Source organism: Curtobacterium sp. ME12 (genome assembly GCF_903970855.1).
Classification (GTDB): Bacteria; Actinomycetota; Actinomycetes; order Actinomycetales; family Microbacteriaceae; genus Curtobacterium; species Curtobacterium poinsettiae_A.
Window position 1 is genome coordinate 21,012 of sequence record NZ_CAJCKD010000010.1, and the last position, 23,946, is coordinate 44,957.

The window sequence follows — 23,946 nt, forward strand, 5'->3', positions numbered from 1 at the left end:
TGGACACATGAGCACGCTCGACGGCATCGTGGCCGCACCTGACTCCGCTTCCGCCCCCGGCCTCCCCCTCGCCTCGCGACAGGACGGCACGTACCCCCGGCCGCAGATGCTCCGCACCGCCTGGGCCGACCTCGACGGCACGTGGTCGTTCCGGAACGACGGCGACGACGACGCCTGGCGCACCGGCTTCACCGACGCCCGGGACATCGTGGTCCCGTTCCCGCCCGAGTCCCCGGCCTCGGGCATCGACGAACCCGGCTTCCAGCCCGTGGTCTGGTACTCCCGCGCGATCACCCGCTCGGAGCTCGACGCCGCCGGGTTCGGCACCGGCGCGCCCCGGCTCGTCCTGCACTTCGGCGCCGTCGACCACCGCGCGCGCGTCTGGATCGACGGGCAGTTCATCGGCGGACACGAGGGCGGCCACACCCCGTTCTCCTTCGACGTCACCGAGGCGCTGGCCACCGACCCCGACGCCGTGCACACCCTGGTGGTCCGCGCCGAGGACGACCCGCACGACCTGACCCAACCGCGCGGCAAGCAGGACTGGCACGAGGACCCGCACGCGATCTGGTACCGCCGGACCACCGGGATCTGGCAGACGGTCTGGCTCGAGGCCGTGCCGACCGCCTCGATCGCGTCCCTGCGCTGGACGAACGTCGACCACGCGACCATGCGGCTGACGGTCCGGCTCGACGGACACCGTACGGGCGGTGAGCGCCTGCGCGTCGAGGCCCGCTGGGACGACCGCGACGAGCACCTCGCCACGATCGAGACCACCGTCGGCGAGACCGGCGACGAGTTCGACGTGGTCGTGCCGATCGCACGGCAGACGAACGGGCAGGCCGAGGACGAGCTGCACTGGACGCCGGACACGCCCCGGCTGATCGACGCCACGGTCTCGCTGCTGCCCCGCACGACGGCGAGCACGGGCGCGCTCGACGCCGTCGCCAGCTACTTCGGGATCCGGACGGTCGGGGTCGACGGCGGCGCGTTCCTGCTCAACGGCCGACGCCACGACGTCCGCAGTGTCCTCAACCAGGGCTACTGGCCCGAGTCGCACATCGCTGCCCCGTCCCGTCCAGCACTCCGCCGCGAGGTCGAACTCATCAAGGATCTCGGCTTCAACGCGGCCCGCAACCACCAGAAGATCGAGGACCCGCGGTTCCTGTACTGGGCCGACCGACTCGGACTCATGGTGTGGGGTGAGGCCCCCGGCGCGTACGCGTTCTCCCCCCGCGCCGTGCAGCGTCTGGTGCGCGAGTGGATGGACGCCGTCGAGCGTGACGCCTCGCACCCGTCGATCGTCACCTGGGTGCCCGCCAACGAGAGCTGGGGCGTGCAGCACATCGCCACCGACCCGGCGCAGCAGGCCTACGCCCGGGCCCTCGCCGACGTCACGCGGGCGTTGGACCCGACGCGTCCGGTGATCTCCAACGACGGGTGGGAGCACACGAACTCCGACATCGTCACGATCCACGACTACGAGGGCGACGGACCCCGGCTCGCGGCCACCTACGCGGACGAGACCGCACGGACCCGGCTCCTCGGTGGCATCGGTCCGGCGGATCGCCGCATCCTCGTCGGCGGCGCCGAAGACCTCGGCCAGCCGGTCATGCTCACCGAGTTCGGGGGTGTGAACTACCAGCCGGGCGTCCAGCGCGAGGACGGCTGGGGCTACACGTCGGCCAGTGACGGCGACGACTGGGTGGCCCGGATCACCGCGCTGTACGACGCGATCCGTGCGAGCTCGTTCCTCGCCGGGTCCTGCTACACGCAGCTCACCGACACCATGCAGGAGACGAACGGCCTGCTCAACGCAGACCGGTCCCCGAAGGTGCCGATCGAGCAGATCCGTCGCGCGGTCACGGGGCACTAGCCGGGAGGCCCGCACTTCGTGAGCAGCAGTGATCGGGTCCGGCAGACGGACCAGACCACTGCTGCTCACGATCCACTCGGGTCGCCTCGCGCCGGGCGGGTGGCGGCTCGCGATGCGGGGTGCGGCCCGCGGTCTGGGAGGATCGGGCGGGTGACGAACGTGGCGGAAGCGAGCCGGGCCTCCAGGCAGGGGTTCCGCAGCCTGCTGACCGGACGGCACAGCGCCTGGACCGCACCGCTGCTGATCTGGGCGGGCTCGCGGGTGGTCAGCACCGTGCTGCTGGCGACCGTGTACCTGCTGGCGACCGCGAACGGCTGGCCGTTCGCCTCGTACCGGCAGGATCCCTCGTTCTTCACGTTCTCGGGCTCGTGGGACGCCTCGTTCTACCGGATCATCGCCGAGCACGGGTACCCGGCGACACTGCCGACCGATGACTCCGGGCACGTCCTGCCGAACGCGTGGGCGTTCCTGCCGGTGTTCCCCGCCGTGGTGCGGGTCGTGATGACGCTGACCGGAGCGTCGTTCTGGGTCGCCGGGGTCGTGGTGGCGTCGATCGCCGGAGCGGGTGCCTGCGTGCTGCTGTACCGGCTGGTGCTCGCCGTCGCGTGCTCGCACCGGGCCCGCTGGGCGACCGCACTGTTCGCGTTCGCACCGACGGGGTTCCTGCTGCAGGTCGCCTACGCGGAGAGCCTGCTGCTCGTGCTGCTGTTCGGCGCCCTGCTCGCCCTGGTCCGGCGTCGGTACTGGCTGATCGCGCCGCTCGGTGTCGTGGCGGCGTTCACGAAGCCCGGGGTCCTCGCGCTGGCGCTGGCGTTGGCCGTGCACCTGGTCCTGCGGTGGGTGGCGTGGCGCCGACAGCGGGACGCGTTCCCGTGGCGCGACCGGTTCGCGATCGTGGTGTCCGGCCTGGTCGTCGCGGCTGCGGGGCTGGCGTGGCCCGTCATCGCGACGGCCGTGACGGGGCGGCCGAACGCGTACCTGGACACCGAGCTGTCGTGGTGGGTGGGGTTCGTCGGCCGCCAGCACTTCGCGCCGCTGACGCCGTGGTTCACGATGGCGTCGACGTGGCTCGGGCCGCTCGGCATCGTGCTCGTCGTGGTGGTGCTCGCCGGCGCCGTGTGGTTCTTCGCGCGCAGGAGCACCAGGGCGCTGGGCACCGACGTGCTCGCGTTCACGGCCTCCTACGGGCTGTACCTGGTGGCGGTGTTCCTGCCGCAGCAGTCGTTGCCGCGGTTGCTCATGCCGATGGCGCCGCTGCTCGGCTCGGACGTCTTCGTGGGGACCCGGCGGCGGGCGGTGACGTGGCTGGTCGTCGGGGTGTGCCTGCAGCCGGTCGCGATCGTGCTGCTGTGGTTCCTCGGCTACCCGTGAGCGGTGCGGTCAGTCGGCTGTGCAAGACACCGGTGTTCACCGGTTGCACACGCGCAGACCGCGGTGCGACGCGCGAACACCGGTGTCTTGCGGGCCGCGTCAGCGCTCCGCGTCGAAGGTGTGGAACCAGGCCGACCCACCGGGGTGCTGCACCGTGATCATCTCGTCGAGGTCGCGGTAGGGGCCGTCCTGGTTGTGGCTCGCCGACTTGATGCGGATGGTGCCGTCGGGCTCGGTGAAGACCTCGGACACGATGGTGGTGTGGTCCGGTGACCCGTTGGCGTTCCAGTCGAAGAACACGATGTCGCCGACCCTGACCTTGTCGCGTTCGTCGGACGACCGCCGGGTGAGCCCGAACTCCGCCGCGTTGGTCTCGAGCCACGGGTCCATCGTCGGGCAGTAGGTCCACGTCGCACTGTGCTCGGCACCGGCCGCACGGTTGTACCAGTCGGACCGCTGCTCCCACCCGCGGGCGATGAGCGTCTGGCTGACGTAGTTCGCGCAGTCGCCACCGATGGGGTTCATCGTGCCGTACTCGGCGAGGTTGTAGTCCTTCCAGTACCGCATCGCGTAGGCGAGCTGCCGGTCGACGTCGGTCAGTGCCGCGTAGGCGAGGGTGGTCGAGGCAACCGCGCTGCCCGCAGCGGGCGTCGCTGCGGCGGTCGGCGTCGGCGTGGTGGTCGCGGTGTCCTGGGTGGCGCCGCTCTGCCCGTCGTTCGCGGCGCTGCCGTTGCCGTCAGAGGACCGATTGACCGAGGGGCTCGGCTCGATCGACTCGGTGAAGAGTGCGACGTCGGCGTCACCGGCCGTGTACATCGCCTGGTGCGGGGCCGTGAAGGTCACCTTCGACGCGGTCGCTGTGACGTCGCGCGCAGCGACACCCCCGACGGTGACGCCCTTGACGGCGGCGAGTCCGGTCCCCGTCACGGTGATCGTGACGCCGCCGACGAGCGGGACCTGAGCCGGAGTGACGGCCTTCGCGACGGGCTTCGCCGTCGGGGTGGACGCTGCGTCCCCACCACCGGAGCTCCCGCGCCCGCCGCCCCCACCGTTGCCCGAGTCGCCGCCCTTGTCGCTGCCGGAGGAGCACGCCGCGACGGCGAGCCCGATCCCGGCGACGCCGGCGAGGGACAGGAGTGCGCGGCGGTTCATCGAGGCAGTCATGACACGACCAGCGTAAGCGACACCTCCGTCGTTCCGACACGGCATGATCGTGTTCGGGGGCGAGCGTCCTCCGTGTCCCAGCGGACCCGTTCGGAAGGAACACACATGCCCGAGAGCCACGACTTCTTCGTCGCCACCGATCCCGAGACCGCCCGTGCACAGGTGCGCGAGGCCCTGGCCCGCGAGGGCTACACCGTCGACGACGCCGAGCAGGGTGCACTCCGCGCGACCCGCGGCAGCCTCGGCCTGACGCTGCTCATCGGTGGGATGGCGAACGACCGCACGTTCCACACCCGGCTGGACGTGCAGATCATGATCGCCCCGGACGGCCGGACCGTCGCCCGACTGCTGCGCGGCTCGGGCAAGTCCGCGATCAAGGGCGGCGCGCTCGGCATCTCGCGCGGCAACCGTGCCTTCGAGCAGGCAGCGAACGCGATCCACACCACCTTCGCGCAGTCCGGCGTGCTGACGGAGAGCATCGCCGGCTGACACGTCGACCTCGGGGACGGGCCGACGCGACCCGCAGACGGACGGGAGGCCCGGTGCCAGCTGGCACCGGGCCTCCCGTCCGTCGGTCAGGTCAGGTCAGGTCGATCAGGTGCAGGAGACGTTGCGGTCGATGGTGCCGGAGCCGTAGGGCACCTCGACCTGGACCATCGCGATGGTGCCGCCGGGCAGCGGGGTGCCGGAGCAGGCCTTCCGCGCCTTGGTGACCGTGCTCCGGCCGAGCGCGATCCAGTTCGAGCGACCGTAGAGCGGGCTGTTCGACTTGACCGTGCCGGCGATGGTCTTCCACTGCGAACCGGTCGAGTAGAGGCCGATCCGCTTGATGCCGGCGGTCTTGAGCCCGACGATCATGCCCTGCATCGCCGCGCGGTTCTGGGCGGTGTCACGCTGGTACGACAGACCCGTCTCGACGTCGATCCACCAGCGGTAGGCGGACGGGTTCGGGACACCACGGCTCTGGACGTCGTCGTACCCGCGGGCGTAGCCGTACATGAACGAGCACGCCAGGGTGACCTGCTTCTTGCCGCCCTTGGTCACGCACTTGCCGAACGGGTTGGTGGGCACCGTGCCCTGGTAGCGGTTCGACGTGGGCCAGACCGACGCCTTGAGACCCGGGTTGGCGAACAGCGCGTACAGCTGCGTCTTCGGCTGGGCCGAACCCCCGACGGACTTCGCCGACCAGGCGAGCTGTTCGGCGAGGCACGGGTTCGTGGTGTTGCCGAGGGACTCGTTGACGCCCACGATGCCGAACGCCTGGTCGGTCGGCACCTGGCTGCCGCACTGCGGCCAGGAGATGTCGACACCCAGCGGCGTGACCGCTGCGGACGCGCCCGACGACGGGCCGGCGACGGCGATGCCGGCGGCCACCACCACCGTGGTCGCGATGGTCGCGACGAGACGTCTGATACGGAACATGCTCTCCCCCTGATCGGGCCGAACCGGTCGGCCGCGCCCCACCGGCGCACGGGGAGTCTAGGGCGGTGCGTCGGACAACACACCACCCCTGTCCGTGAACTGTGTCGAACGGTGCACCCGAGTGGGCCTGTGGAGGACGATCGCCCCGAAACGGCCGGCAACGAGAACGGCCCGGAACCTGGGTTCCGGGCCGTTCTCGTGGTTGCCACCTGGTGGAGCTAAGGGGATTCGAACCCCTGACCTTCTCATTGCGAACGAGACGCGCTACCAACTGCGCCATAGCCCCAAGTGCTCGACCACACTAGCACCCTCGTTCGGCCCAGCCGAAATCGCAGGTGGCCCTTCGGGCGTGCCGCGGGTCAGACCGCGCGGCGCCGTCGCATGATCGCGTCGAGGTCGGCCTGCTGGTAGGCGTCATCGTCGAGGACACCCATGCCGGCCCACCTGCTCGGCGGCCCGGCGGGCTCGTCGGGCTCGTGAGCGGGAGCAGGAGCTGCTGGAGCAGGAGCGCCCGCAGCAACGCCGCCCGACGCGGACGGGGCTGCGGGAGCACGGAGCCCGAGCCGTTCGGCCAGACGCCCCTGGTCGTGCGCGGACAGCGACGCCGCAGCCTCTTCGAGTTCGGGTCGCATCCGCGACACCCGTGCCAGTGACGGGTCGGACTCCCCGGCGCGGATGGCCGAGGCTTCGGCCTCGGCTTCCGCCTTGGCCGCAGCGACGCGCTCCTTCAGCCGGGCGGCGAGTTCCGCCGACGATTCGGGCGACGCGGCCGGTGCCGTCGGCCGCTCCACGTAGAGGGGCTTGGGCACGTGGTTCGGGGTCCACGAGCGGTCTGCTGCGGGCTCGGCAGGCTGCTCGGTCGACAGGGGCGGTGCCGGGTCCGTCCATGCGGTGGACGGCCGGGAGGCGCGGGTCGCGCCCGTCTCGGCGGCCGCGAGACGCTGCTTCCGCGCCGTCGCCACCTGGTGCAGCTGAGCCAGGACCGCTGCGGACCCACCGGCGGCGACGAGTCCGGCGACACCGACGAGCCAGAGCGACGGTGCAGCGACGAAGACCACGAGGGCCACGACGATGCCGAGCGCGCCGAACAGGGTCGCCCCGAGCCGGGAACGGCGCATGCGCATCGCGGTCAGGGCCGGCACGGCGGACGCCCGCTCGAGCACGGGGGCCTGCTCGGCCAGGCGGCGGGTGATCTCACGCTGCCGCGCGGCCTCGTGGGCCCGGACGATGGCGGTGCGCTTGGCCTCTTCGGACCGGGCGACGCGCTGCGCCTGAGCGAGGGACTTCGCGTTCATCTCGATGCGGACCTCGTCCGGCAGCTCGGCGGTCTGCGCGAGGATCCGGAGGGTCTGCTGCAGCCGGATGGCGTTCCGCTCGGTGGCCAGGTACTGGCGACGGGCGGCCCACGACGGCATCAGGTAGACGAGCCAGAGGACGGCCGCGACGAGCAGGACGATGCCGCCACCCCACGAGCCGATTCCTGCCATGCGAACACGGTAGGGGCGGCGGTTCCCGCGCCGCGTCATTGCCGGACGCGTGTTGCGCGTGTCGGGGCGGAATCCGTGGGAGGCGAGCCGCGCCTCCAGGCCCGTCGGACCCGGGACGTCAGATGCGGGGCGTCGTGTCCAGCGGCAGTGCCGCCTCGTCGCGTGCGGCGAGCGGAACGGTCCCCGCGCCGGGCGGCACCCGCCCCTGGACCCAGCGCTCGAGGACGCCCCCGCGGACCTCCTCCGCCACCAGCGCGAAGCAGAAGTGGTCGCGCCAGTCCCCGTTGATGTGGATGTACCGGCGACGGAGTCCCTCGTACCGGAAGCCGAGCTTCTCGACGACGCGCAGGCTCGGGGCGTTCTCCGGCCGGATGCAGATCTCGATCCGGTGCACGCCGAGCGAGCGGAAGCAGTGGTCGACGGCGAGGGCGACCGAGATCGGCGTCACGTTGTGGCCGGCGGCGTCCTCGACGACCCAGTAGCCGATGGAGGCACTCGCGAGCGAGCCGTAGGAGATGCCGGAGACGTTGAGCTGCCCGACGAAGCGGCCGTCGAGCTCCATCGCGAACGGGAGTCCGAGTCCCGCGCGGGCGTTGGCCTGGAGCGCGCGGATGCTGCCCCGGACGTCGGTGGAGACGTGTCCGGAGGGGTTCGTGGCCTCCCAGGTGCGGAGCCACGAGCGGTTCGTCGCGAGTGCCGCGTCGAGGTCGCGGGTGTCGCGGAGCCGGAGGGGCCGGATGGTGACCCGCCCGTGGGACAGGGTCGGGATCGTCGTCATCGCTGGGTTCCTCCGGGGTCCCGCCGCTGTGCGGGACGGGGTGTCCCGCCCGGGTCCGTGATGTGACGGACCCGGGCGGGATGGCCGACTATTCGCCCGCGTTGAACTCCTTCAGCCACGACTTGAGGTCGGGGCCGAGGTCATCGCGGTCCGAGGCGAGCTGCACGATCGCCTTGATGTAGTCGAGTTTGTCACCGGTGTCGTACCGGCGTCCACGGAAGACGACGCCGTACACGCCGCCGGTCCACTCCTCGGCGCTCGCCATCTTCATGAGCGCGTCGGTCAGCTGGATCTCGCCGCCCTTGCCCGGCTCCTGCTTCTCGAGGACGTCGAAGACCTCGGGACGGATGACGTAGCGGCCGATGATGGCCAGGTTCGAGGGTGCCTCGCCCTGCGGGGGCTTCTCGACGAGCCCGGTGATCTTCACCACGTCGTCGGTGTCGGTCGGCTCGACCGTGGCGATGCCGTACAGGTGGGTCTGCGACTCGGGGACCTCGAGCAGGGCCACGATGGTGGCGTTCTTCTCGCCCTGGACCTCGATCATGCGCTTGAGGAGCGGGTCGCGGGCGTCGATGATGTCGTCACCGAGGAGCACGGCGAACGGCTCGCGGCCAACGTGCATCTTGGCACGGAGCACCGCGTGGCCGAGGCCGAGCGGGTCGCCCTGTCGCACGTAGTGCATGTCGGCGAGGTCCGTCGACTGGTTCACCTTCTGCAGCTTCTCGTGGTCGCCCTTCTTGCGGAGGGTCTCCTCGAGCTCCGACACGTGGTCGAAGTGGTTCTCGAGCGCGTTCTTGTTGCGCCCGGTGATCATCAGCACGTCGGTCAGCCCGGCGCCGACAGCCTCTTCCACCACGTACTGGATGGCCGGCTTGTCGACGACGGGGAGCATCTCCTTCGGCATCGCCTTGGTCGCGGGGAGGAAGCGGGTGCCCAGCCCTGCGGCCGGGATCACCGCCTTCGAAATCTGGAAGCCCATGGTCAGACCGTATCCGATCCCCCTTTCGAGGGCATGTCGTCGCTCCGGGGGACACGGCACCCCGCGGGTTCCCGGCGGGAAGCCGCAAGCGTACCCCTCGGTAGACTCCTGCGCATGATCGCCGATCTCGGGAACGAGAAGCGCGCCCTGCGAGCCGAACTCCGGCAGCGGCGGCGCACCCGGACCACGACCGAACGCGACGCGGACACCCAGACCCTGACCGCGACCCTGCAGCGCTTCGTCGAGGAGCGCCAGGTGACGTCCCTCGCCCTGTACCTGTCCGCCCCGGACGAGCCGAACGTCCGGCCGTTCCTGAACTGGGCGTTCGGGCAGGGCATCCGCGTGCTGCTGCCGGTCACCCGCGAGGACGGCCTGCTCGACTGGGCCGTGGGCGACGGCGAGAGCGAGACCGAGAGCCTGCTCGGCCTGCCCGAGGTCGTCGGCGAGGTCCTGTCCCCGCTCGCGATCAACGACGTCGACGCGATCCTCGCCCCAGCGGCGGCGGTCGGGCACGACGGTGTCCGCATGGGCTGGGGGCGCGGCTACTACGACAAGACCCTCGGGTCCATGGCGAACCGCCCGCCCGTCTATGCTGTGATCTTCGACGCGGAGTACCTCGACGAGGTCCCGCGCGAACCCCACGACGAACCCGTCGACGGCATCATCACGCCGTCGCGCATCATCACGTTCCGGAGCTGACGTGCCCACCTACTCGTACCGTTGCACCGAGTGCGACAACGCGTTCGACATCAAGCAGTCCTTCTCCGACGCCACCCTGACGGAGTGCCCGGTCTGCGGCGGCGTCCTGCGCAAGGTGTTCTCCCCCGTCGGCGTGACCTTCAACGGCGGCGGCTTCTACCGCACCGACTCGCGCCCGGCCCCGGGATCCGAGAGCTCGTCGAGCACCCCCGCGAAGTCCGAACCGAAGACGGCCGAGCCGGCGAAGAAGGCCGAGTCGAAGCCGAGCACGCCGAAGCCCGCATCGTCCTGACGCGGACTGCGCTCCCCGGATAGGTTGGGCGCGTCGCCACCCGGCGGCCGTCCTCGACCCGGAAGGAGACCCTCGCATGAAGGGCTTCAAGGAGTTCCTGCTCCGCGGCAACGTCATCGACCTGGCCGTCGCAGTCGTCATCGGTGCGGCGTTCACCGCGATCGTCACCACGATCGTCAGCGCCCTGATCAACCCGCTGATCGGTGCGGTGTTCAACGCGTCGAGCCTGGACAAGGCACTGGTCGTGGCGATCCCCACAGTCTCCGGCGGTGACGCGGAACTGAAGTTCGGCGCGATCATCGGCGCAGTGCTCAACTTCGTCATCGTCGCCGCGGTCGTCTACTTCGCGCTCGTCGTGCCCGTCAACCACCTGAAGAAGGTGGCGTTCGAGCGCGTCAAGAACGACGAGCAGCAGACCCCGCAGGACGTCCCCCCGACCGACGTCGAGGTGCTGCTCGAGATCCGCGACCTGCTCCGCCCGCAGACCGGCGGCGCCACGAGCACCGGGGCGCACATCGCCCCGTCGAACGCTCCCGAGGGCCCCGGCATCGGCGGGTCGACGAAGTTCTAGCCCCGGCGCCGCGAGACACCGGTGTTCGCGCGCTGCACACCCGTGAACCGCGGTGCGCAGCGTCGACACCGGTGTTCTGCGGAGAGGGGCCTCGTCAGGCGGCGGGGACCGCGCGGCGCTTCGCGAACATCGCGACGGCGTACTGGGCGCCGGCGAGCACGTGGCCCGCGGTGCCGAGGTAGACGAACACCAGGGCGACCACCCGGACCCACGGCGCGTTCTCGTCGACGGTGTGCACCGCGGAGAACAGCAGCACCGGCAGCCCGACGAACAACAGGGCCGACCGGATCTTGCCCGTCCACGTGACGTCGAGGTCCGGGTTGCCGTGGAACAGCACGCTCGACAGGACGACGAGCACCAGGTCGACGAGCACGACGACGGCCACCACCCACCAGGGCAGCAGGCCGACGAGCACCAGGGACAGCACGATCGCGATGATAGCCAGCCGGTCGGCGACGGGGTCGATCGCCTTGCCGAGCTTGGAACCCTGGTCGAACTTCCGGGCGATGAAGCCGTCGGCCCAGTCGCTCACGCCGATCACGACGAGGGCGACGAGCGCCCACCCCGGGTGGCCGGCGACGACGAGGCCGATGAACACCGGGATCAGCACGAGGCGGAACAGCGTGATCAGGTTCGGCCAGGTCTGCCAGTCGGGGCGCTGCCGCGCGGTGTCAGTCATCACGGGCCAGGCTACCGGTTACCAGTGCGGGGGGACGTCGCGCCGGAGCTGGTCGTCGTTCTCACCGTCGCGGTGGCGCGCCGGTTCCGGCGGCGGCGTCGGGTCGTAGCCCGCCACCGGCTGGGTGGTGACGCGTCTGCGGCGCCGCACCGGGCCTCCAGGCGGCTCGTCCGTCTCGCCTCCGTCAGCGGTGGGACGGACGGGAGGCGCGGCTGACGACGCGTCATCGGCCCGCGTCCACGTGCCCACCAGCTGGTCCGTCTCCGGCGTCACCGGACCGGCGGGCCGCGAGGCCCGGCGGCTCACCGGCGGGCGGGGATCGGTGGGATGGAGATCTCCTGCGTGGCGCCGCGGTCGACACCGAGCACCGCGGCGACGGTGTTCGCGACGCGGTCCGGGTCGGAGAACAGCTGGAACGCGTGCACGCGTACGTAGTGCCAGCCGAGTCGACGGAGGACCTCGGGCCGGAGGCGCAGGGACTCGCGCAGCGATCCCTTGACCAGCGACGCATCGGTCTCGATCGTGACGCACACCCCGCCGTGCGCGGCGACGAGGCCGAGCTTGCCGCGGTGTCCGAGCGCCACCGGGATGCCGCGCATCTCGAGGCGCCGGGCCAGGTCGACGAGCAGCGGGTCGGAGTCGTCCGGCACGTACTCGGCGGTGGTACGGGCACGCACCTCGGCCAGGATCTCGGCGAGGGCGACGGTGCCGTGGCCCATGCGCTCGGCCTCGATGTCCGACGGCTGGAAGCAGGTGACGATGACCATCGAGCGACGCGCGCGGGTCATCGCGACCGCCAGCAGCCGCTCGCCGCCGGGCTTGCCGAGCGGACCGAAGTCGCGCAGCACACGGCCGTGCGGGGTACGGCCGTAGCCGATGGAGAACACGACGCGGTCGCGGCTCTGCGCCACCGACTGCTCGAGCGTCGCCACGATGAACGGCTCGGCTCGGTCACCGATGACGAACTCGGTCAGGTCCTTGTGGCCCTGGGCGGCGGTCAGCACGGCCTGCTCGACGCGCACGGCGTGCTTCGCCGACGCGGTGATGACCATGAGCGACTCGGTCGGACGGGTGCGCGCGTGGTCGATGACGAGCCGGACCACGCGGTCGACCTCGGCGTCGACGCTCTCGACGGCACCGGACTCGGGGTCGGGCACGGCCTTGCCGTCGCTGACGTAGTCGAGCGCGATCGAGCCGTGCCCGAGGAACGAGCCGGCCCAGGGCAGGGACTCGATCTTGCCGCCGTAGAAGCGACGGTTCACGAGCTCGGCCAGGTCCTCGCCGCCGGCGCGGTACGACCGCGACAGCGACAGGGTCGGCAGCAGGGTGGACAGCTTCGCCAGGGCGGAGTCGGCGTGGAACGCGTCGAGCGTGCCTTCGTCGACCTGCAGCGCCCGGTGCTCGGGGTCCACGGCGATGCGGAAGGGCGACGGCGTCTGGGTCACCGGGTCGCCGAACACGACGGTCTGGCGGGCGCGACGGACGGCGCCGACGGTCTCGGCGATCGTCACGGCACCGGCGTCGACCAGGATCACGGTGTCGAAGGGCATCGTGTCGGCGATCTGCGGCACCTCGTACGGGCTGGCGAGCCAGACCGGTGCGATCGACCGGGACAGGTGCGGTGCGGAGTCCTGCAGCAGGCGCGAGGTGATCGCGCCGTCGCGGAGCTGGGTCTTGAGCGCGGTCGCTTCTTCGGGCCAGTCGACGAGACCGACCTTCCAGTTCTCGGCGAGCTGCCACGCCAGGCCCTGGGAGACCCCGGCCGCGTGGGCGTCGTCCACCAGGCGGAAGTCGGCCTCGACCCGGTCGAGCATGTCGGTGTTCGCGCCGAGCAGCGCCCGGTCGGACTCGAGCATGGTCTCGAGGGCGGACTGCCACCAGGCGAGCTCGAGCTCGGCGGGCACCTGCACGTCCGGCACGTGCCGGTTCGCCAGGTCGGTGATGAGCGGCTCGAGCTGCAGGTCGCGCAGGGTCTGCATGAGCTCGGTGCGCTCCTGCAGGTTGTGCAGGACGTCGGACTCGGCGGCGAGCTCGGCGATGGTCGGGACGAGCTGGTCGACCGGGGTGTTCGCGAGCTGGCGGTCACGCTCGGTGCGGCCCAGCGGCTCGTCGAGGCGCGCGAGGTCCTCGGCGACGTTCGAGAACAGCACCTGGACGTCGGCGATGCCCGTGGGCACCTCGGGGTTCACGCCGGCGGCGACGTAGCGCTGCCAGAGCACCCGCTGCTGCTGGACGCGGGTCAGGGCTTCGTGCAGGTCGGACACGTGCACGCCCGGGCGGACGTACTCGCGGGCGAGCTTCTTGAGCCGACGACGGTTGGTCGACGACATCGGGGCGCCCTCGCCGCGCGGGGCGGTGGCGGCCACGAGCTCGGACACCGAGCGGTCGAAGACCACCGGCAGGAAGCGGTCGAGCGTGTCACGGATCTCGGTGAGCAGGCGCAGGTAGATGCCGAGCTCGTTGATCGTCGTGAACTGGCGCATGTGCGTCGAGCTCACCAGGTCGTGGGCGCGGCGGAGCAGGGTCGGCAGGCCGTCGGCGTCGAGGTCCTTCGCGATGCGGTGCGCACGCTGGGCACCGTCGCTCGAACCGAACTTCGCGCCGTACCAGGGCGAGTCGTCGGGGCCGTAGCGGAACTCGCCGAGGTTCGCGGCGCTGACCATCGTCTCGGCGACGCGCGAGCGACCCTCGACCATCGAGGCGACGGACTGCTTCGACAGGCGCGCGGTGGTCGACGGGGCGACGGGCAGCAGCGACAGGCGCGACAGCTCCACCAGGCAGTCGAGCACCGAGACGCCGAAGTCGGGGTCCTTGCGGGTGAGCGATCCGCGGTAGTCCTTCAGCACCTTGCGCAGGCGGACCAGGGCGTCGTCGACCTCGCGGAGGTTCGGACGCGCGGCCTTCTCGTTCCGGGCGATGGCACGGACGACGTCGCGGCGCAGGGTCGACGGCGTGACCGCGACCCCGGGCAGCTGGACCTCGCCGAAGCGGGCGGCGATGCCCCGCAGGGTCGCGCGGCGCGGGCTCACGACGAGCACGCGCTTGTTCGCGGCGACCAGGCCGCCCAGGGCGTTCACGATGGTCTGGGTGCCACCGGTGCCGGGCAGGGTCTTCACGACGATGGAGTTGCCGGCCGTGATCTGCGCGATCACGTTCTCCTGCTCGTCGTCGGCGTCGAGCAGGAGCGTGTCGGTCTCCGGGCTGCGCTCGTCCGACGGGGTCTGCTCGACCGGGTGGTAGGACTGCTCGACCTGCCACTTCGCGCTCGGGTTGCCGGCGAGGGCGTCGAGCACGGGGTGCGACAGGTCGCCGGTGTCCTCGACCATGCCGGTGGCGACCTCGGCGAAGGTGGACACCACGAGGCGGGCGTGCACCGAGAAGCCGGGGATGTGCGCGGTCAGGCCACGCAGGCGGTCGATGACGGGGTTCGGCGTGAACGAGCCGTCCTGCTGCGCGAGGGCCACGAAGGACTGCGCGTCGAGGATGACCCCGAACTGCTCGTGCAGGGCGTCGGCGAGGCCCGGGTTGAGCACCGGTTCGCCGAGCAGGCGCACCTCGAAGTCGCGTCCGTGCCGGCGGATCGCCAGGGGACGCAGGAGCACCGGGCCGCGGAACTGCTCGTCGCCGTGCTGCCAGTCGGCCATGCCGATGCCGAGCTTCACGGCGTCGATGCCGCGCACGGTGGCGAGCTCGGTGCCCTTCGCCTCGACGTGTCCGGCAGCCACGCGGGCGGCACGGAGCGCCACCTCGTCGCGGATCAGGCTCGACAGCAGGGTCGTCTTGCCGGTGATGAACTGCGCGAGACCGCCCGGGTGGGTGGTCGAGAGCTCGATGCGGGCGCGCGGGTGGTCGCTGAAGTGCGTGAGCGGGCTCGTGCCGCCGACGCCGGTCAGCTGGGTGCGCCAGCCGTCCCACGTCGGTTCGGCCGCGTTGCCGGCCTGCAGCCGCGGGTCGCCGAGGCTGATCGCCTGCGGGCTCGTCATCTGCAGCTCCGGGCGGAGCGTGCGGTCCGGCTCGTCGGTCCGTTCCTGGTCCACGTCCTGCTGCTCGTCTCGGTCGTCGTCGGGGCGCGCGCGGGCACCCTCGACGGGGACGTCGTCGTTCACGTCGTCCTCACCGTCGGTCACCCTGTCCGCTCGCCACACATCCGACACTGTAGGCGGAACCGGACGGCCTCTCTGGCAATGAACCGAGGTTTCGGGGTTTCCGCACGGACCTGACCGCCGTCCGGCGGGACGCGACCGCCGTCCGGCCGGACGTGCGCCACCGTCCGACCCGACGTGCGGCGCGCCCGATCCGACGGCAGCCCGGTCCGGTGTGGTACCAACGGGGCATGGCCATCGACGACCGCACCACTCCGTCCGCCCCCACGCCGAACCGGCGTCGATCGGTCCCCGCCGAGATCTCACGGTCGTGGCTGCTGGTGTCCGGCACCGCCACCGACCGGTTCGACAAGTCCCAGCGCTCCCGCGCCGACCAGATCATCCTGGACATCGAGGACGCCGTCGACCCCGCCGCGAAGCCCTCGGCCCGGCAGGGCGTCGCCGCCTGGCTCGCCGGCGGTGGCGAGGCCTGGGTGCGGATCAACGACGTCACCACGGACTTCTGGGCGGACGACGTCGAGGAGCTCCGGGGCCTGCCCGGGCTGCAGGGCGTCATGCTCGCCAAGACCGAGTCCCCCGCCCAGGTCACCGACACCTGGCACCGCCTGGGCGGCCAGACGCCGGTGATCGCCCTCGTCGAGTCGGCCCTGGGCATCGAGGAGTCCGTGTCGATCGCCAGGGCGCAGGGCGCGTTCCGCCTGGCCTTCGGTTCCGGCGACTACCGCCGCGACACCGGGACCAGCGCCGACACGCTCGCGATGGCGTACCCGCGGTCGAAGCTGGTCGTCGCCTCGCGCGTCGGCGACCTGCCGGGTCCGATCGACGGCCCCACGGTCGGGTCGTCGCACCCGATCCTCCGCGAGCAGTCGCAGGTGGCCGTGTCGCTCGGCCTCACCGGCAAGCTCTGCCTGGACACCGAGCAGCTCCCCGTCATCAACGAGGTCATCTCCCCCACGCCGACCGACGTCGCCTGGGCGCAGGACTTCCTCGACGACTTCGAGGCCCGCGGCCGGGTCATCCGCGACGGTTCCGACCTGCCGCGGCTCGGTCGGGCGCAGAAGATCCAGCGGCTCGCACAGGCGTTCGGGGTCGAGGCGCGGTAGGACTGCACGCATGACCTGGTCCAACGTCCCCGGCCCTCCGCCGCAGTCCTCCTCCGGCCCCACGGACGCGCAGCGCGCGGCGTGGGAGCGCGGTGGCACCACGCTGTTCCCGCCGGCGAAGCTCGCCGACCGGATCTCGACGGTGCTGCTCCTGGTGTTCGGTGCCGTCATGACCGCGATCACGGCGGTCGTCGGCATCGTCGCGATCGCCTCGGCCACGGCCGAGTGCGACGCCTCGTCGGGCTGCACGCCCGGCGGGTACTTCGGTGGCGCGGCCATCGCGGTCGGTGGCGCCTTCGTCATCGGGGTCGCCACGATCGTGCTGTCGATCGGCGCGTGGATCCGGCGGAAGCCGTCGTGGTGGATCGCGGCGATCGGCTTCGTGCTCGCGATCGTCGTCATCGCCTGGGGCGGGGCCGTGTTCGTGGACGCCGTCGACAGCGGTTCCGCTTCGTCGTCGGTGTCCGCCGGCGCCTGACCGGCGCACCGACACCACCCTTCCGACCGGACACCGTCGTCCGACGTGTGTCGGGGTGGAGAACGTGCGTGCGTTCCGGACTGGAGGCGCGGGGCGGGGCCGCCACGCGCCTCCAGTCCGGACCGGGGTAGCGTCCCGGGCATGGTGACGGTGTCGCGGACGACGGTCGCGGTGGTCGGTGGCGGCCCCGCAGGGGTCGTCCTCGGGCTGCTGCTCGCCCGCGCCGGCGTCGAGGTGCGCGTGCTCGAGCGGCACGACGACTTCAACCGGGACTTCCGGGGCGACACGGTGCACGCCTCGACCATCCGTCTGCTCGACGAACTCGGACTCGGTGCACCGTTCCGGGCGCTGCCGCAGTCACGTCTCGACGACTTCTCGCTGCCGATGCCGGACGGCTCCCGGCTGCTGCTCGGTGGCTTCTCGCGTCTCGCACCTCCGTACGACCACGTGGCGATGGTGCCGCAGTGGGACCTGCTCGACCTGCTCGTGACCGCAGCCCGTCAGGAGCCGTCGTTCCGCATCTCGACGGGCCTGGCGGCGACCGGGCTCATCGAGGAGAACGGGGTCGTGACCGGGGTCCACCTGCGGCCGCGGGACGGGACCGGCGAACCCGAGGAACTCCGCGCCGACGTCGTGATCGCCTGCGACGGGCGGAACTCGGTGCTGCGTCGCGCCGCCGGGCTCGTGCCGCGAGCGTTCCGGGTGCCCTTCGACACCTGGTGGTGCCGGTTGCCCCGGCACCCCGGGGACGCGGCGAGCGCCCTCACCCCCGCGTTCTCGGACCGGGACGTGCTGCTGAGCTTCCCGCGGCCGGAGTACCACCAGGTCGCGTACTTCGCGCCGAAGGGTTCGGACGCGGCCCTGCGTGCCGCGGGGGTGACGGCCTTCCGGGCCCGTGTGGCGCGGCTCCGACCGGACTTCGCGGACCGGGTCGACGCGATCGCCTCGATGGACGACGTGCACGTGCTCGACGTCCGCATGGACCGCCTGCGCCGGTGGTGGCGCCCGGGGCTGCTCTGCATCGGTGACGCCGCACACGCGATGTCGCCTGCCGGTGGCGTCGGCATCAACCTCGCGGTGCAGGACGCGGTGGCGACCGCGACGATCCTGGTGCCGGCGCTCCGGCGGGGGCTCCGCGGTGGCGCCCTGGACCGGGTGCTCGCAGCCGTCCAGCGTCGCCGGACCCCACCAGCCGCCCTGGTGCAGGCCGCGCAGGCGGTGCTGCACCGGGTCGTGTTCGAGCGCGCCTTCGCCGGGCACCTGCGGGACGGACCGCCGCTGCTGCCGGTGCTCCTCGCGCGCTGGGTCCCGCCGGTCCGGGGCGTCTACGCCCGCGGCATCGCGTTCGGCCCGCTGCCGGAACACGCGCCGGAGTGGGCGCGTCGGTGACGGACGCCCGTGGCGCGTCGGTGCGGGAACTGGGCGTCGGCACCGGGGCTGGGCGCATGCTGGGCCGATGAAGCAACGAGTCATCGGAGACGTGTCCGTCAGTGCCATCGGTCTGGGCGGGATGCCCATGTCGATCGAGGGCCGACCGGACGAGCGTCAGTCCATCGCCACGATCCACGCAGCGCTCGAGAACGGTGTCACGCTCATCGACACCGCCGACGCATACCACCTGGGCGGCCACGACGAGGTGGGGCACAACGAGGAGCTCATCGCGCGGGCCGTCCGGGAGTACCACGACGACACCTCGGACGTGCTCATCGCGACGAAGGGCGGACACCTGCGTCCCGAAGCCGGCAACTGGGCGCAGAACGGGCACCCGGAGTACCTGAAGGAGGCGGCGAAGGCCTCGGCGAAGCGGCTCGGCGTCGAGCAGATCGGCCTGTACCAGTTCCACCGGCCCGACCCGGCGGTGCCGTACGCCGACTCGATCGGGGCGCTCGCCGAGCTGCTCGACGAGGGCGTCATCCGGATGGCGGGCATCTCGAACGCCGACCCGGACCAGATCCGCACCGCGAACGAGGTGCTCGGCGGACGCCTGGCGTCGGTGCAGAACCAGTACTCGCCGAAGTTCCGGTCGAGCGAGCCGGAGCTCGAACTGTGCGACGAGCTCGGCATCGCGTTCCTGCCGTGGAGCCCCCTCGGTGGCATCGGGAGCGCGGCGGACCTCGGCACGGCGTTCGAGGACTTCGCCTACATCGCTCGCGACCGTGGGGTCACCCCGCAGGTCATCGCCCTGGCGTGGGAGCTGCAGAAGAGCGACGTCGTCGTGCCGATCCCCGGTGCGTCCCGGCCGCAGTCGATCCTGAACTCGATCACCGCGCCGACCGTGCGGCTCCGGCCGGAGGACGTCGCACGCCTCGACGCCTCGCAGCCCGCAGCCGTCTGACGCCCGTTCCCCCGGACGGGGAAGCACGACGCCCCGCCGCTCCGGGTCCAGGAGCGGCGGGGCGTCGTCATGCGTGGCTGGGCGGGCGCTCGCTCAGCTCTTGGCGGGACAGACCGCCGAGACCTGGTCGAGCGTGGTCTGCACCTCGGACTGGGCCTTCGTGACCTCGGTGCTGTCCTCGGCCGCGCCGGAGCGGATGGCGGAGCTGTAGCCCTTCGCCGCGCCGGAGAAGTCCTCGAACGTGTCGTGGACCTGGTCGTTCGAGACCTTCGTCAGCGCCGAGTCGATGCGCTGGACGAACTCGTCGACGAGCGCCGCACGGGCCTTCGGGTCGGCCGGGGCAGAGCTGGAACCCTGCTCCTTGAGGAACGACGCGAGTTCGTTCTCGAGCAGGGAGCAGGCTTCCCCCTTGGTCTGGGCGGGTGCCGCGGCGGCGGTCTTCGAGGCCGACGGTGCGCTGGACGAGCCCGAGTCGCCTCCGGACGAGCCGCCGTCGGAGGAACCGCCGTCGCCGCCCGAGCAGCCGGCGAGCAGCGTGAGTGCCAGGCCGGCGGTGGCCAGTGCGGTGAGGGTGCGACGCATCAGGAGTTGCACTCCTTCTGGAACGCGTTGCCGGCGTCCTGCACCTTGGTGCTGGACTTCGTCAGGGCCGAGACGTCGGCCGACTGCGGGTCGTCGGCGATGTCCTCGATGTCGTCGACCAGGTCGCCGTACGCCTCTTCGAAGGCGTCGCCCTTGGCCTTCAGGTCGTCGTCCGACAGGTCGTCGACGCCGTCGGAGATCTTCTCGTCGAGCTCCTTGAGCTTCGTGACGGCGGCGTCCGGGTCGGACTGCAGGTTCGCGGCCTCGGACTGCACGCCCTGGGCGGCGGACTTGACGGTCTTCTCGAACTGCGTGCACTGCTCGGCCTTGGACGGCCCGGTCGAGCAACCGGCGAGCAGCGTGAGTGCGAGGCCGGCGGTGGCCAGCGCGATGAGCTTCTTGGGCATGGTGGAGAGTCCCCTCGATCTGTCCGCACTCCCCCGGATGAGGTGCAGATCCGTCGTCGAGCGTACAGGGAACCTCCACAGGGACACCGGCGGCGGTTGTGGGCGACCGGCAGCCGGCCGGAGGCGGGTGGCGCGTACCGTCGAGGGCATGCGAGCCATCACGTTCGACGACGCTTCCATGTCCGTCACCGACCTGCCCGACCCCGAACCCGGCACGGACGAGGTCCTGATCGAGGTCGCCGCGGCCGGCGTCAACAACGCCGACCTGCAGCAGCGCGCCGGGAACTACCCGCCGCCGCCCGGGGCGTCGGAGATCCTCGGGCTCGAGGTCTCCGGCACCGTGCGGGCCGTCGGCGCGGGCGTCACGACCGTGGCGGTGGGCGACCGGGTGTGCGCGTTGCTCTCCGGCGGCGGGTACGCGGCACTCGTGGTCGCGCCGGTCACCCAGGTGCTGCCGGTCCCCGAGGGCGTCGACCTGGTCGAGGCGGCCGGACTGCCCGAAGCCGCGTGCACGGTCTATTCCAACATCGGCATGCTCGCCGGACTCCGCCCCGGGCAGACACTCCTGGTGCACGGGGGTACTGGCGGCATGGGGTCGCACGCGGTGCTGTGGGCGAAGGCCCTCGGTGCGACGGTGATCGCGACGAGCGGCGGCGACCGCAAGGTCGCCGCGTCCCGTGACCTCGGCGCCGACCTGGTCATCGACCACCGCACGGAGGACTTCGTGGAACGCGTCATGGCGTTCACCGACGGTGTCGGCGTCGACGTCGTGCTGGACGTCGTCGGACCGTCCTACCTGGAGCGGAACCTGCAGGCCCTCGCCCCGAACGGGCACGTCGCGGTCATCGCCTCGGGCAGCGGCCGCACCGCCGAGCTCGACTTCGGGGTGCTCATGCGGAAGCGCGCGACGATCAGCGGCACGACCCTGCGCGCACGGCCGCTCGCCGAGAAGGCCGCCATCGTCGAGGCGGTCCGCTACAACGTCTGGCCACTGGTCGCCGACGGCCGGGTGCGCCCGGTCATCGACTCGGTGCTGCCCCTGGCCGAGGTCGAGGAGGCCCACCGCCGTGTGCGCGACGGCGAGGTCATCGGCAAGGTGTTGCTGACGCCCTAGGCGTGCACGCGGGCGAGGAACTCGACGAGCGCCGGGTGCTGCGGGTGGTCGAGGACGTCGGCGGGGGAACCCTGCTCGACGACCTCGCCGCGGTGCAGGAACACGATCCGGTCGGCGACGTTCCGCGCGAAGTGCATCTCGTGCGTCGTCATCAGGATCGTCGAACCCTGTCGCTTCAGCTCCGTGACCAGGTCGAGCACCTCACCGACGAGCTGCGGGTCGAGGGCGCTCGTGACCTCGTCGAGCAGCAGGAGTTCCGGGTCCGACGCGATCGCCCGGACGATGGCGACGCGCTGCTGCTGCCCGCCGGACAGGCGGTCGGGGTACGCATCGGCGAACGAGGCGAGTCCGATCCGGTCGAGCAGCCGGCGCGCGGTCTCCTCGGCCCGGGCCCGTCCGATGCCGTGCACCTGGCGGGAGGCGAGCGTGACGTTGTCGAGCACGCTCATGTGGGGGAACAGATTGAACTGCTGGAACACCACGCCGATGCGCGCCCGCACGGCGTCGACGGCGATGCGCGGGTCCGCGATGTCCGTGCCCTGCAGCAGGATCTCGCCGTCGTCGATGCCCTCGAGCAGGTTGACCGTCTTGAGCAGCGTCGACTTGCCGGAGCCCGAGGCCCCGATGACGCAGATGACCTGGTGGCGGTGGACCGTCAGGTCGATCCCGCGCAGGACCTCGTGCTCGCCGAAGGCCTTGCGCAACCCGCGCAGTTCGAGGACCGCGGCGTCCGTACCGGACGCACCACGGGCCTCCAGGCCGGCCTCGCTCATACGGTCCCTCCGATCTGCTCGCGCCGCTGCTGGCGACGCGCGATCGCGTCCGTGACGCGGATCAGCGGCAGGCTGATCACCACGAACAGCAGCCCGGCGACGAAGTACGGCGTGAAGTTGTAGGTCTCGGCCTGTGCGATCTGGGCGGAGCGGACCGCGTCGACGGCCCCGAGGATCGACACCAGACCGACGTCCTTCTGCATCGACACGAAGTCGTTCATGAGCGCCGGGGTGACCTTGCGGATCGCCTGCGGCAGCACCACGAGCCGCAGGGTCTTGGCGTGCGAGAGTCCGAGCGACCGGGCGGCCAGGCGCTGCGAGGGGTGCACGGCCTCCATGCCGGCGCGGAGCACCTCGGCGATGTACGACGAGTAGGTCAGGGTGATCGCGATCGTGCCCCAGACCTCGGCGGGGAGCCGCGGGAACACCCCGAGCCCGGGGATGCCGTAGCCGACCAGGTAGAGCACGATGATGAGCGGCAGGCCGCGGAACAGGTCCGTGTAGCCGGTCGCGAGCATCCGCAGCGGGAAGAACACCGGGTTGCGCAGACCGCGGACGACCGCGAGCAGCGTGCCGAGGACGGCGACGCCGATGGCGCTGAAGAACAGGATCCGGACGTTCAACCAGAGGCCCAGCAGGATGTCCGGGAACGTGTCGACCGCGGTCTCCGGGTCGAAGAACGACTGCTGCACCGCCGCCCACCCGGGGGTGTTCACGACGCCGAAGTACACGACGGCGAGCACGACCAGGGTGGAGACGACCGACACCACGACGGAGCGACGGCCACGCTGGCGACGGTAGAGCCGACGCTCGAGCTCGACCTGGCTCGGCGCGGGTGCGGCGACCGGGGTGCCGGCCCCTGCTGGCAGGGTCATCCGGTTACTTCAGGACCGGCGTACCGGTCTCCGACGAGAGCCACTTGGTCTGCAGGTCCTGCAGGGTGCCGTCGTCGTCGAGGGTCTTCAGGGCCTCGTCGACCTTGCTCGTCAGCTCCGAGTCCTTCGGCAGGACGAAGCCGAACTCGTCACCCTTGCCGTCGGACGGGAACTGCGCGGACACGGTGCCGTCGTCGACCTGCGCCGAGGCCATGTAGAACGCCGTCGGCAGGTCGGTGACGATCGCGTCGATCTGCCCGGACTTCAGCGCGAGCACGGCGTCGTCGTTGGAGTTGAACACCTGCGGCGTGACCCCGAGGACGTCCTTGACGCTCGCGATGCTCGTCGAACCGGTCGCGACGCCGATGGCGTCCTGCTTGAGCGCGGCGATCGTGGTGTCACCGGCGGCCTTCGACCCGGACGTCGTCACGACCGCCTGGGTCGTCGTGTAGTAGGCGCTCGACATGTCGACGGCCTTCTTGCGCTTCGCGTCGATCGAGAACTGCTGGACGTTGAGGTCCCAGTCCTTCGGGCCCGGGGCGATGGCGCTGTCGAAGGTGCTGCGCTTCCAGACGACGTCGGACTTGCCGTAGCCCATCTCCTTCGCGACCGCGTAGGCCACGGCGGACTCGAAGCCCTTGCCGGACTGCGGCTCGTTGTCCTCGACCCAGGGCGAGTAGGCCGGGTCACCGGTGGCGATCGTGAGCTTGCCGTCGGTCACGGTGCCGTCGGCGTTGCTGCTGCCCTCGGCGGAGCAGGCCGAGAGGGCGAGGGCGGCGACCGCGGCGGTGGCGACGGCGAGGGTGAAGCGGAGGTGACGGGTCACGGTCGGGCCTTCGTGCGAGGGGTGTGGGGGCA

At 71.5% G+C, this 23,946-nt stretch carries 23 protein-coding genes and 1 tRNA gene; 11 read left to right on the forward strand and 13 right to left on the reverse strand.

Features of this window, described 5'->3' with window-relative positions; translation table 11 throughout:
* The first annotated feature begins 7 nt into the window (after positions 1–7).
* Both H7A73_RS06985 and H7A73_RS06990 read left to right on the forward strand, forming a co-directional pair.
* Positions 8–1,876: a glycoside hydrolase family 2 protein gene (locus tag H7A73_RS06985; RefSeq protein ID WP_182065279.1), complete on the forward strand. Its 1,869-nt coding sequence runs from the start codon at positions 8–10 to the stop codon at positions 1,874–1,876.
* 150 nt (positions 1,877–2,026) lie between these two features.
* Complete coding sequence (locus H7A73_RS06990) at positions 2,027–3,247, forward strand: hypothetical protein (RefSeq protein WP_182065280.1); 1,221 nt, start codon at positions 2,027–2,029, stop codon at positions 3,245–3,247.
* A gap of 99 nt (positions 3,248–3,346) precedes the next feature.
* On the opposite strand, the gene H7A73_RS06995 is transcribed toward H7A73_RS06990, so the two are convergent.
* Entirely contained in the window at positions 3,347–4,411 is a 1,065-nt protein-coding gene (locus tag H7A73_RS06995) for an amidase domain-containing protein (protein WP_182065281.1), read from the reverse strand.
* Positions 4,412–4,516: 105 nt separating this feature from the next.
* Between H7A73_RS06995 and H7A73_RS07000 the strand changes: the two genes are divergently transcribed.
* Complete coding sequence (locus tag H7A73_RS07000; RefSeq protein WP_182065282.1) at positions 4,517–4,900, forward strand: hypothetical protein; 384 nt, start codon at positions 4,517–4,519, stop codon at positions 4,898–4,900.
* A gap of 105 nt (positions 4,901–5,005) precedes the next feature.
* On the opposite strand, the gene H7A73_RS07005 is transcribed toward H7A73_RS07000, so the two are convergent.
* The 5 genes from H7A73_RS07005 to galU form a co-directional block, all read right to left on the reverse strand.
* Positions 5,006–5,833 (reverse strand): hypothetical protein, encoded by an 828-nt coding sequence (locus H7A73_RS07005; protein WP_182065283.1) that lies wholly within the window; start codon positions 5,831–5,833, stop codon positions 5,006–5,008.
* A gap of 210 nt (positions 5,834–6,043) precedes the next feature.
* Positions 6,044–6,119 (reverse strand) — tRNA-Ala (locus tag H7A73_RS07010).
* 73 nt (positions 6,120–6,192) lie between these two features.
* Entirely contained in the window at positions 6,193–7,320 is a 1,128-nt protein-coding gene (locus H7A73_RS07015) for a hypothetical protein (protein WP_182065284.1), read from the reverse strand.
* A 118-nt stretch (positions 7,321–7,438) separates the two neighbouring features.
* Positions 7,439–8,098 carry a GNAT family N-acetyltransferase gene (locus tag H7A73_RS07020; protein WP_182065285.1) on the reverse strand — a complete coding sequence of 220 codons (660 nt, stop codon included), beginning with the start codon at positions 8,096–8,098 and terminating at the stop codon, positions 7,439–7,441.
* 88 nt (positions 8,099–8,186) lie between these two features.
* Positions 8,187–9,077 (reverse strand): UTP--glucose-1-phosphate uridylyltransferase GalU, encoded by an 891-nt coding sequence (galU, locus tag H7A73_RS07025; RefSeq protein WP_182065286.1) that lies wholly within the window; start codon positions 9,075–9,077, stop codon positions 8,187–8,189.
* A gap of 114 nt (positions 9,078–9,191) precedes the next feature.
* Between galU and H7A73_RS07030 the strand changes: the two genes are divergently transcribed.
* From H7A73_RS07030 to mscL, 3 genes are all read left to right on the forward strand, one after another.
* Positions 9,192–9,776 (forward strand): 5-formyltetrahydrofolate cyclo-ligase, encoded by a 585-nt coding sequence (locus tag H7A73_RS07030; RefSeq protein WP_071244110.1) that lies wholly within the window; start codon positions 9,192–9,194, stop codon positions 9,774–9,776.
* Position 9,777: 1 nt separating this feature from the next.
* Positions 9,778–10,068: an FmdB family zinc ribbon protein gene (locus tag H7A73_RS07035; protein ID WP_182065287.1), complete on the forward strand. Its 291-nt coding sequence runs from the start codon at positions 9,778–9,780 to the stop codon at positions 10,066–10,068.
* Between the two features lie 76 nt (positions 10,069–10,144).
* Positions 10,145–10,639, forward strand: coding sequence for a large conductance mechanosensitive channel protein MscL (mscL, locus tag H7A73_RS07040; protein WP_182065288.1), 495 nt, complete (start codon positions 10,145–10,147; stop codon positions 10,637–10,639).
* Positions 10,640–10,733: 94 nt separating this feature from the next.
* On the opposite strand, the gene H7A73_RS07045 is transcribed toward mscL, so the two are convergent.
* Positions 10,734–11,318 (reverse strand): CDP-alcohol phosphatidyltransferase family protein, encoded by a 585-nt coding sequence (locus H7A73_RS07045; protein WP_051596961.1) that lies wholly within the window; start codon positions 11,316–11,318, stop codon positions 10,734–10,736.
* Positions 11,319–11,620: 302 nt separating this feature from the next.
* Positions 11,621–15,445 (reverse strand): ATP-binding protein, encoded by a 3,825-nt coding sequence (locus tag H7A73_RS07050; protein ID WP_182065289.1) that lies wholly within the window; start codon positions 15,443–15,445, stop codon positions 11,621–11,623.
* A gap of 206 nt (positions 15,446–15,651) precedes the next feature.
* On the opposite strand from H7A73_RS07050, the gene H7A73_RS07055 reads away from it, so the two are divergent.
* The 4 genes from H7A73_RS07055 (at position 15,652) to H7A73_RS07070 (ending at position 19,337) form a co-directional block, all read left to right on the forward strand.
* Positions 15,652–16,524: an HpcH/HpaI aldolase/citrate lyase family protein gene (locus H7A73_RS07055; protein WP_182065290.1), complete on the forward strand. Its 873-nt coding sequence runs from the start codon at positions 15,652–15,654 to the stop codon at positions 16,522–16,524.
* Between the two features lie 10 nt (positions 16,525–16,534).
* A complete protein-coding gene (locus H7A73_RS07060; RefSeq protein WP_182065291.1) occupies positions 16,535–17,002 on the forward strand; it encodes a DUF6264 family protein in 468 nt (155 codons plus the stop codon).
* A gap of 141 nt (positions 17,003–17,143) precedes the next feature.
* Positions 17,144–18,391 carry an FAD-dependent oxidoreductase gene (locus tag H7A73_RS07065; RefSeq protein ID WP_182065292.1) on the forward strand — a complete coding sequence of 416 codons (1,248 nt, stop codon included), beginning with the start codon at positions 17,144–17,146 and terminating at the stop codon, positions 18,389–18,391.
* A 67-nt stretch (positions 18,392–18,458) separates the two neighbouring features.
* Entirely contained in the window at positions 18,459–19,337 is an 879-nt protein-coding gene (locus H7A73_RS07070) for an aldo/keto reductase (RefSeq protein WP_182065293.1), read from the forward strand.
* Positions 19,338–19,430: 93 nt separating this feature from the next.
* On the opposite strand, the gene H7A73_RS07075 is transcribed toward H7A73_RS07070, so the two are convergent.
* A complete protein-coding gene (locus H7A73_RS07075; RefSeq protein ID WP_182065294.1) occupies positions 19,431–19,919 on the reverse strand; it encodes a hypothetical protein in 489 nt (162 codons plus the stop codon).
* Positions 19,919–20,326, reverse strand: coding sequence for a hypothetical protein (locus H7A73_RS07080; RefSeq protein WP_071404030.1), 408 nt, complete (start codon positions 20,324–20,326; stop codon positions 19,919–19,921). Before H7A73_RS07080 ends, H7A73_RS07075 begins: the two co-directional genes overlap by 1 nt.
* Positions 20,327–20,474: 148 nt before the next feature.
* On the opposite strand from H7A73_RS07080, the gene H7A73_RS07085 reads away from it, so the two are divergent.
* On the forward strand, positions 20,475–21,440 hold the full coding sequence (locus tag H7A73_RS07085) for an NAD(P)H-quinone oxidoreductase (RefSeq protein ID WP_182065295.1): 966 nt from the start codon (positions 20,475–20,477) through the stop codon (positions 21,438–21,440).
* On the opposite strand, the gene H7A73_RS07090 is transcribed toward H7A73_RS07085, so the two are convergent.
* The 3 genes from H7A73_RS07090 to H7A73_RS07100 are packed head-to-tail and all read right to left on the reverse strand — an operon-like array spanning position 21,437 to position 23,914.
* Entirely contained in the window at positions 21,437–22,213 is a 777-nt protein-coding gene (locus H7A73_RS07090; RefSeq protein WP_182065296.1) for an amino acid ABC transporter ATP-binding protein, read from the reverse strand. The genes H7A73_RS07085 and H7A73_RS07090 overlap by 4 nt on opposite strands.
* Entirely contained in the window at positions 22,210–23,088 is an 879-nt protein-coding gene (locus H7A73_RS07095; protein WP_182065297.1) for an amino acid ABC transporter permease, read from the reverse strand. Before H7A73_RS07095 ends, H7A73_RS07090 begins: the two co-directional genes overlap by 4 nt.
* Positions 23,089–23,092: 4 nt before the next feature.
* Positions 23,093–23,914 (reverse strand): ABC transporter substrate-binding protein, encoded by an 822-nt coding sequence (locus H7A73_RS07100; RefSeq protein WP_182065298.1) that lies wholly within the window; start codon positions 23,912–23,914, stop codon positions 23,093–23,095.
* Between the last annotated feature and the right edge of the window lie 32 nt (positions 23,915–23,946).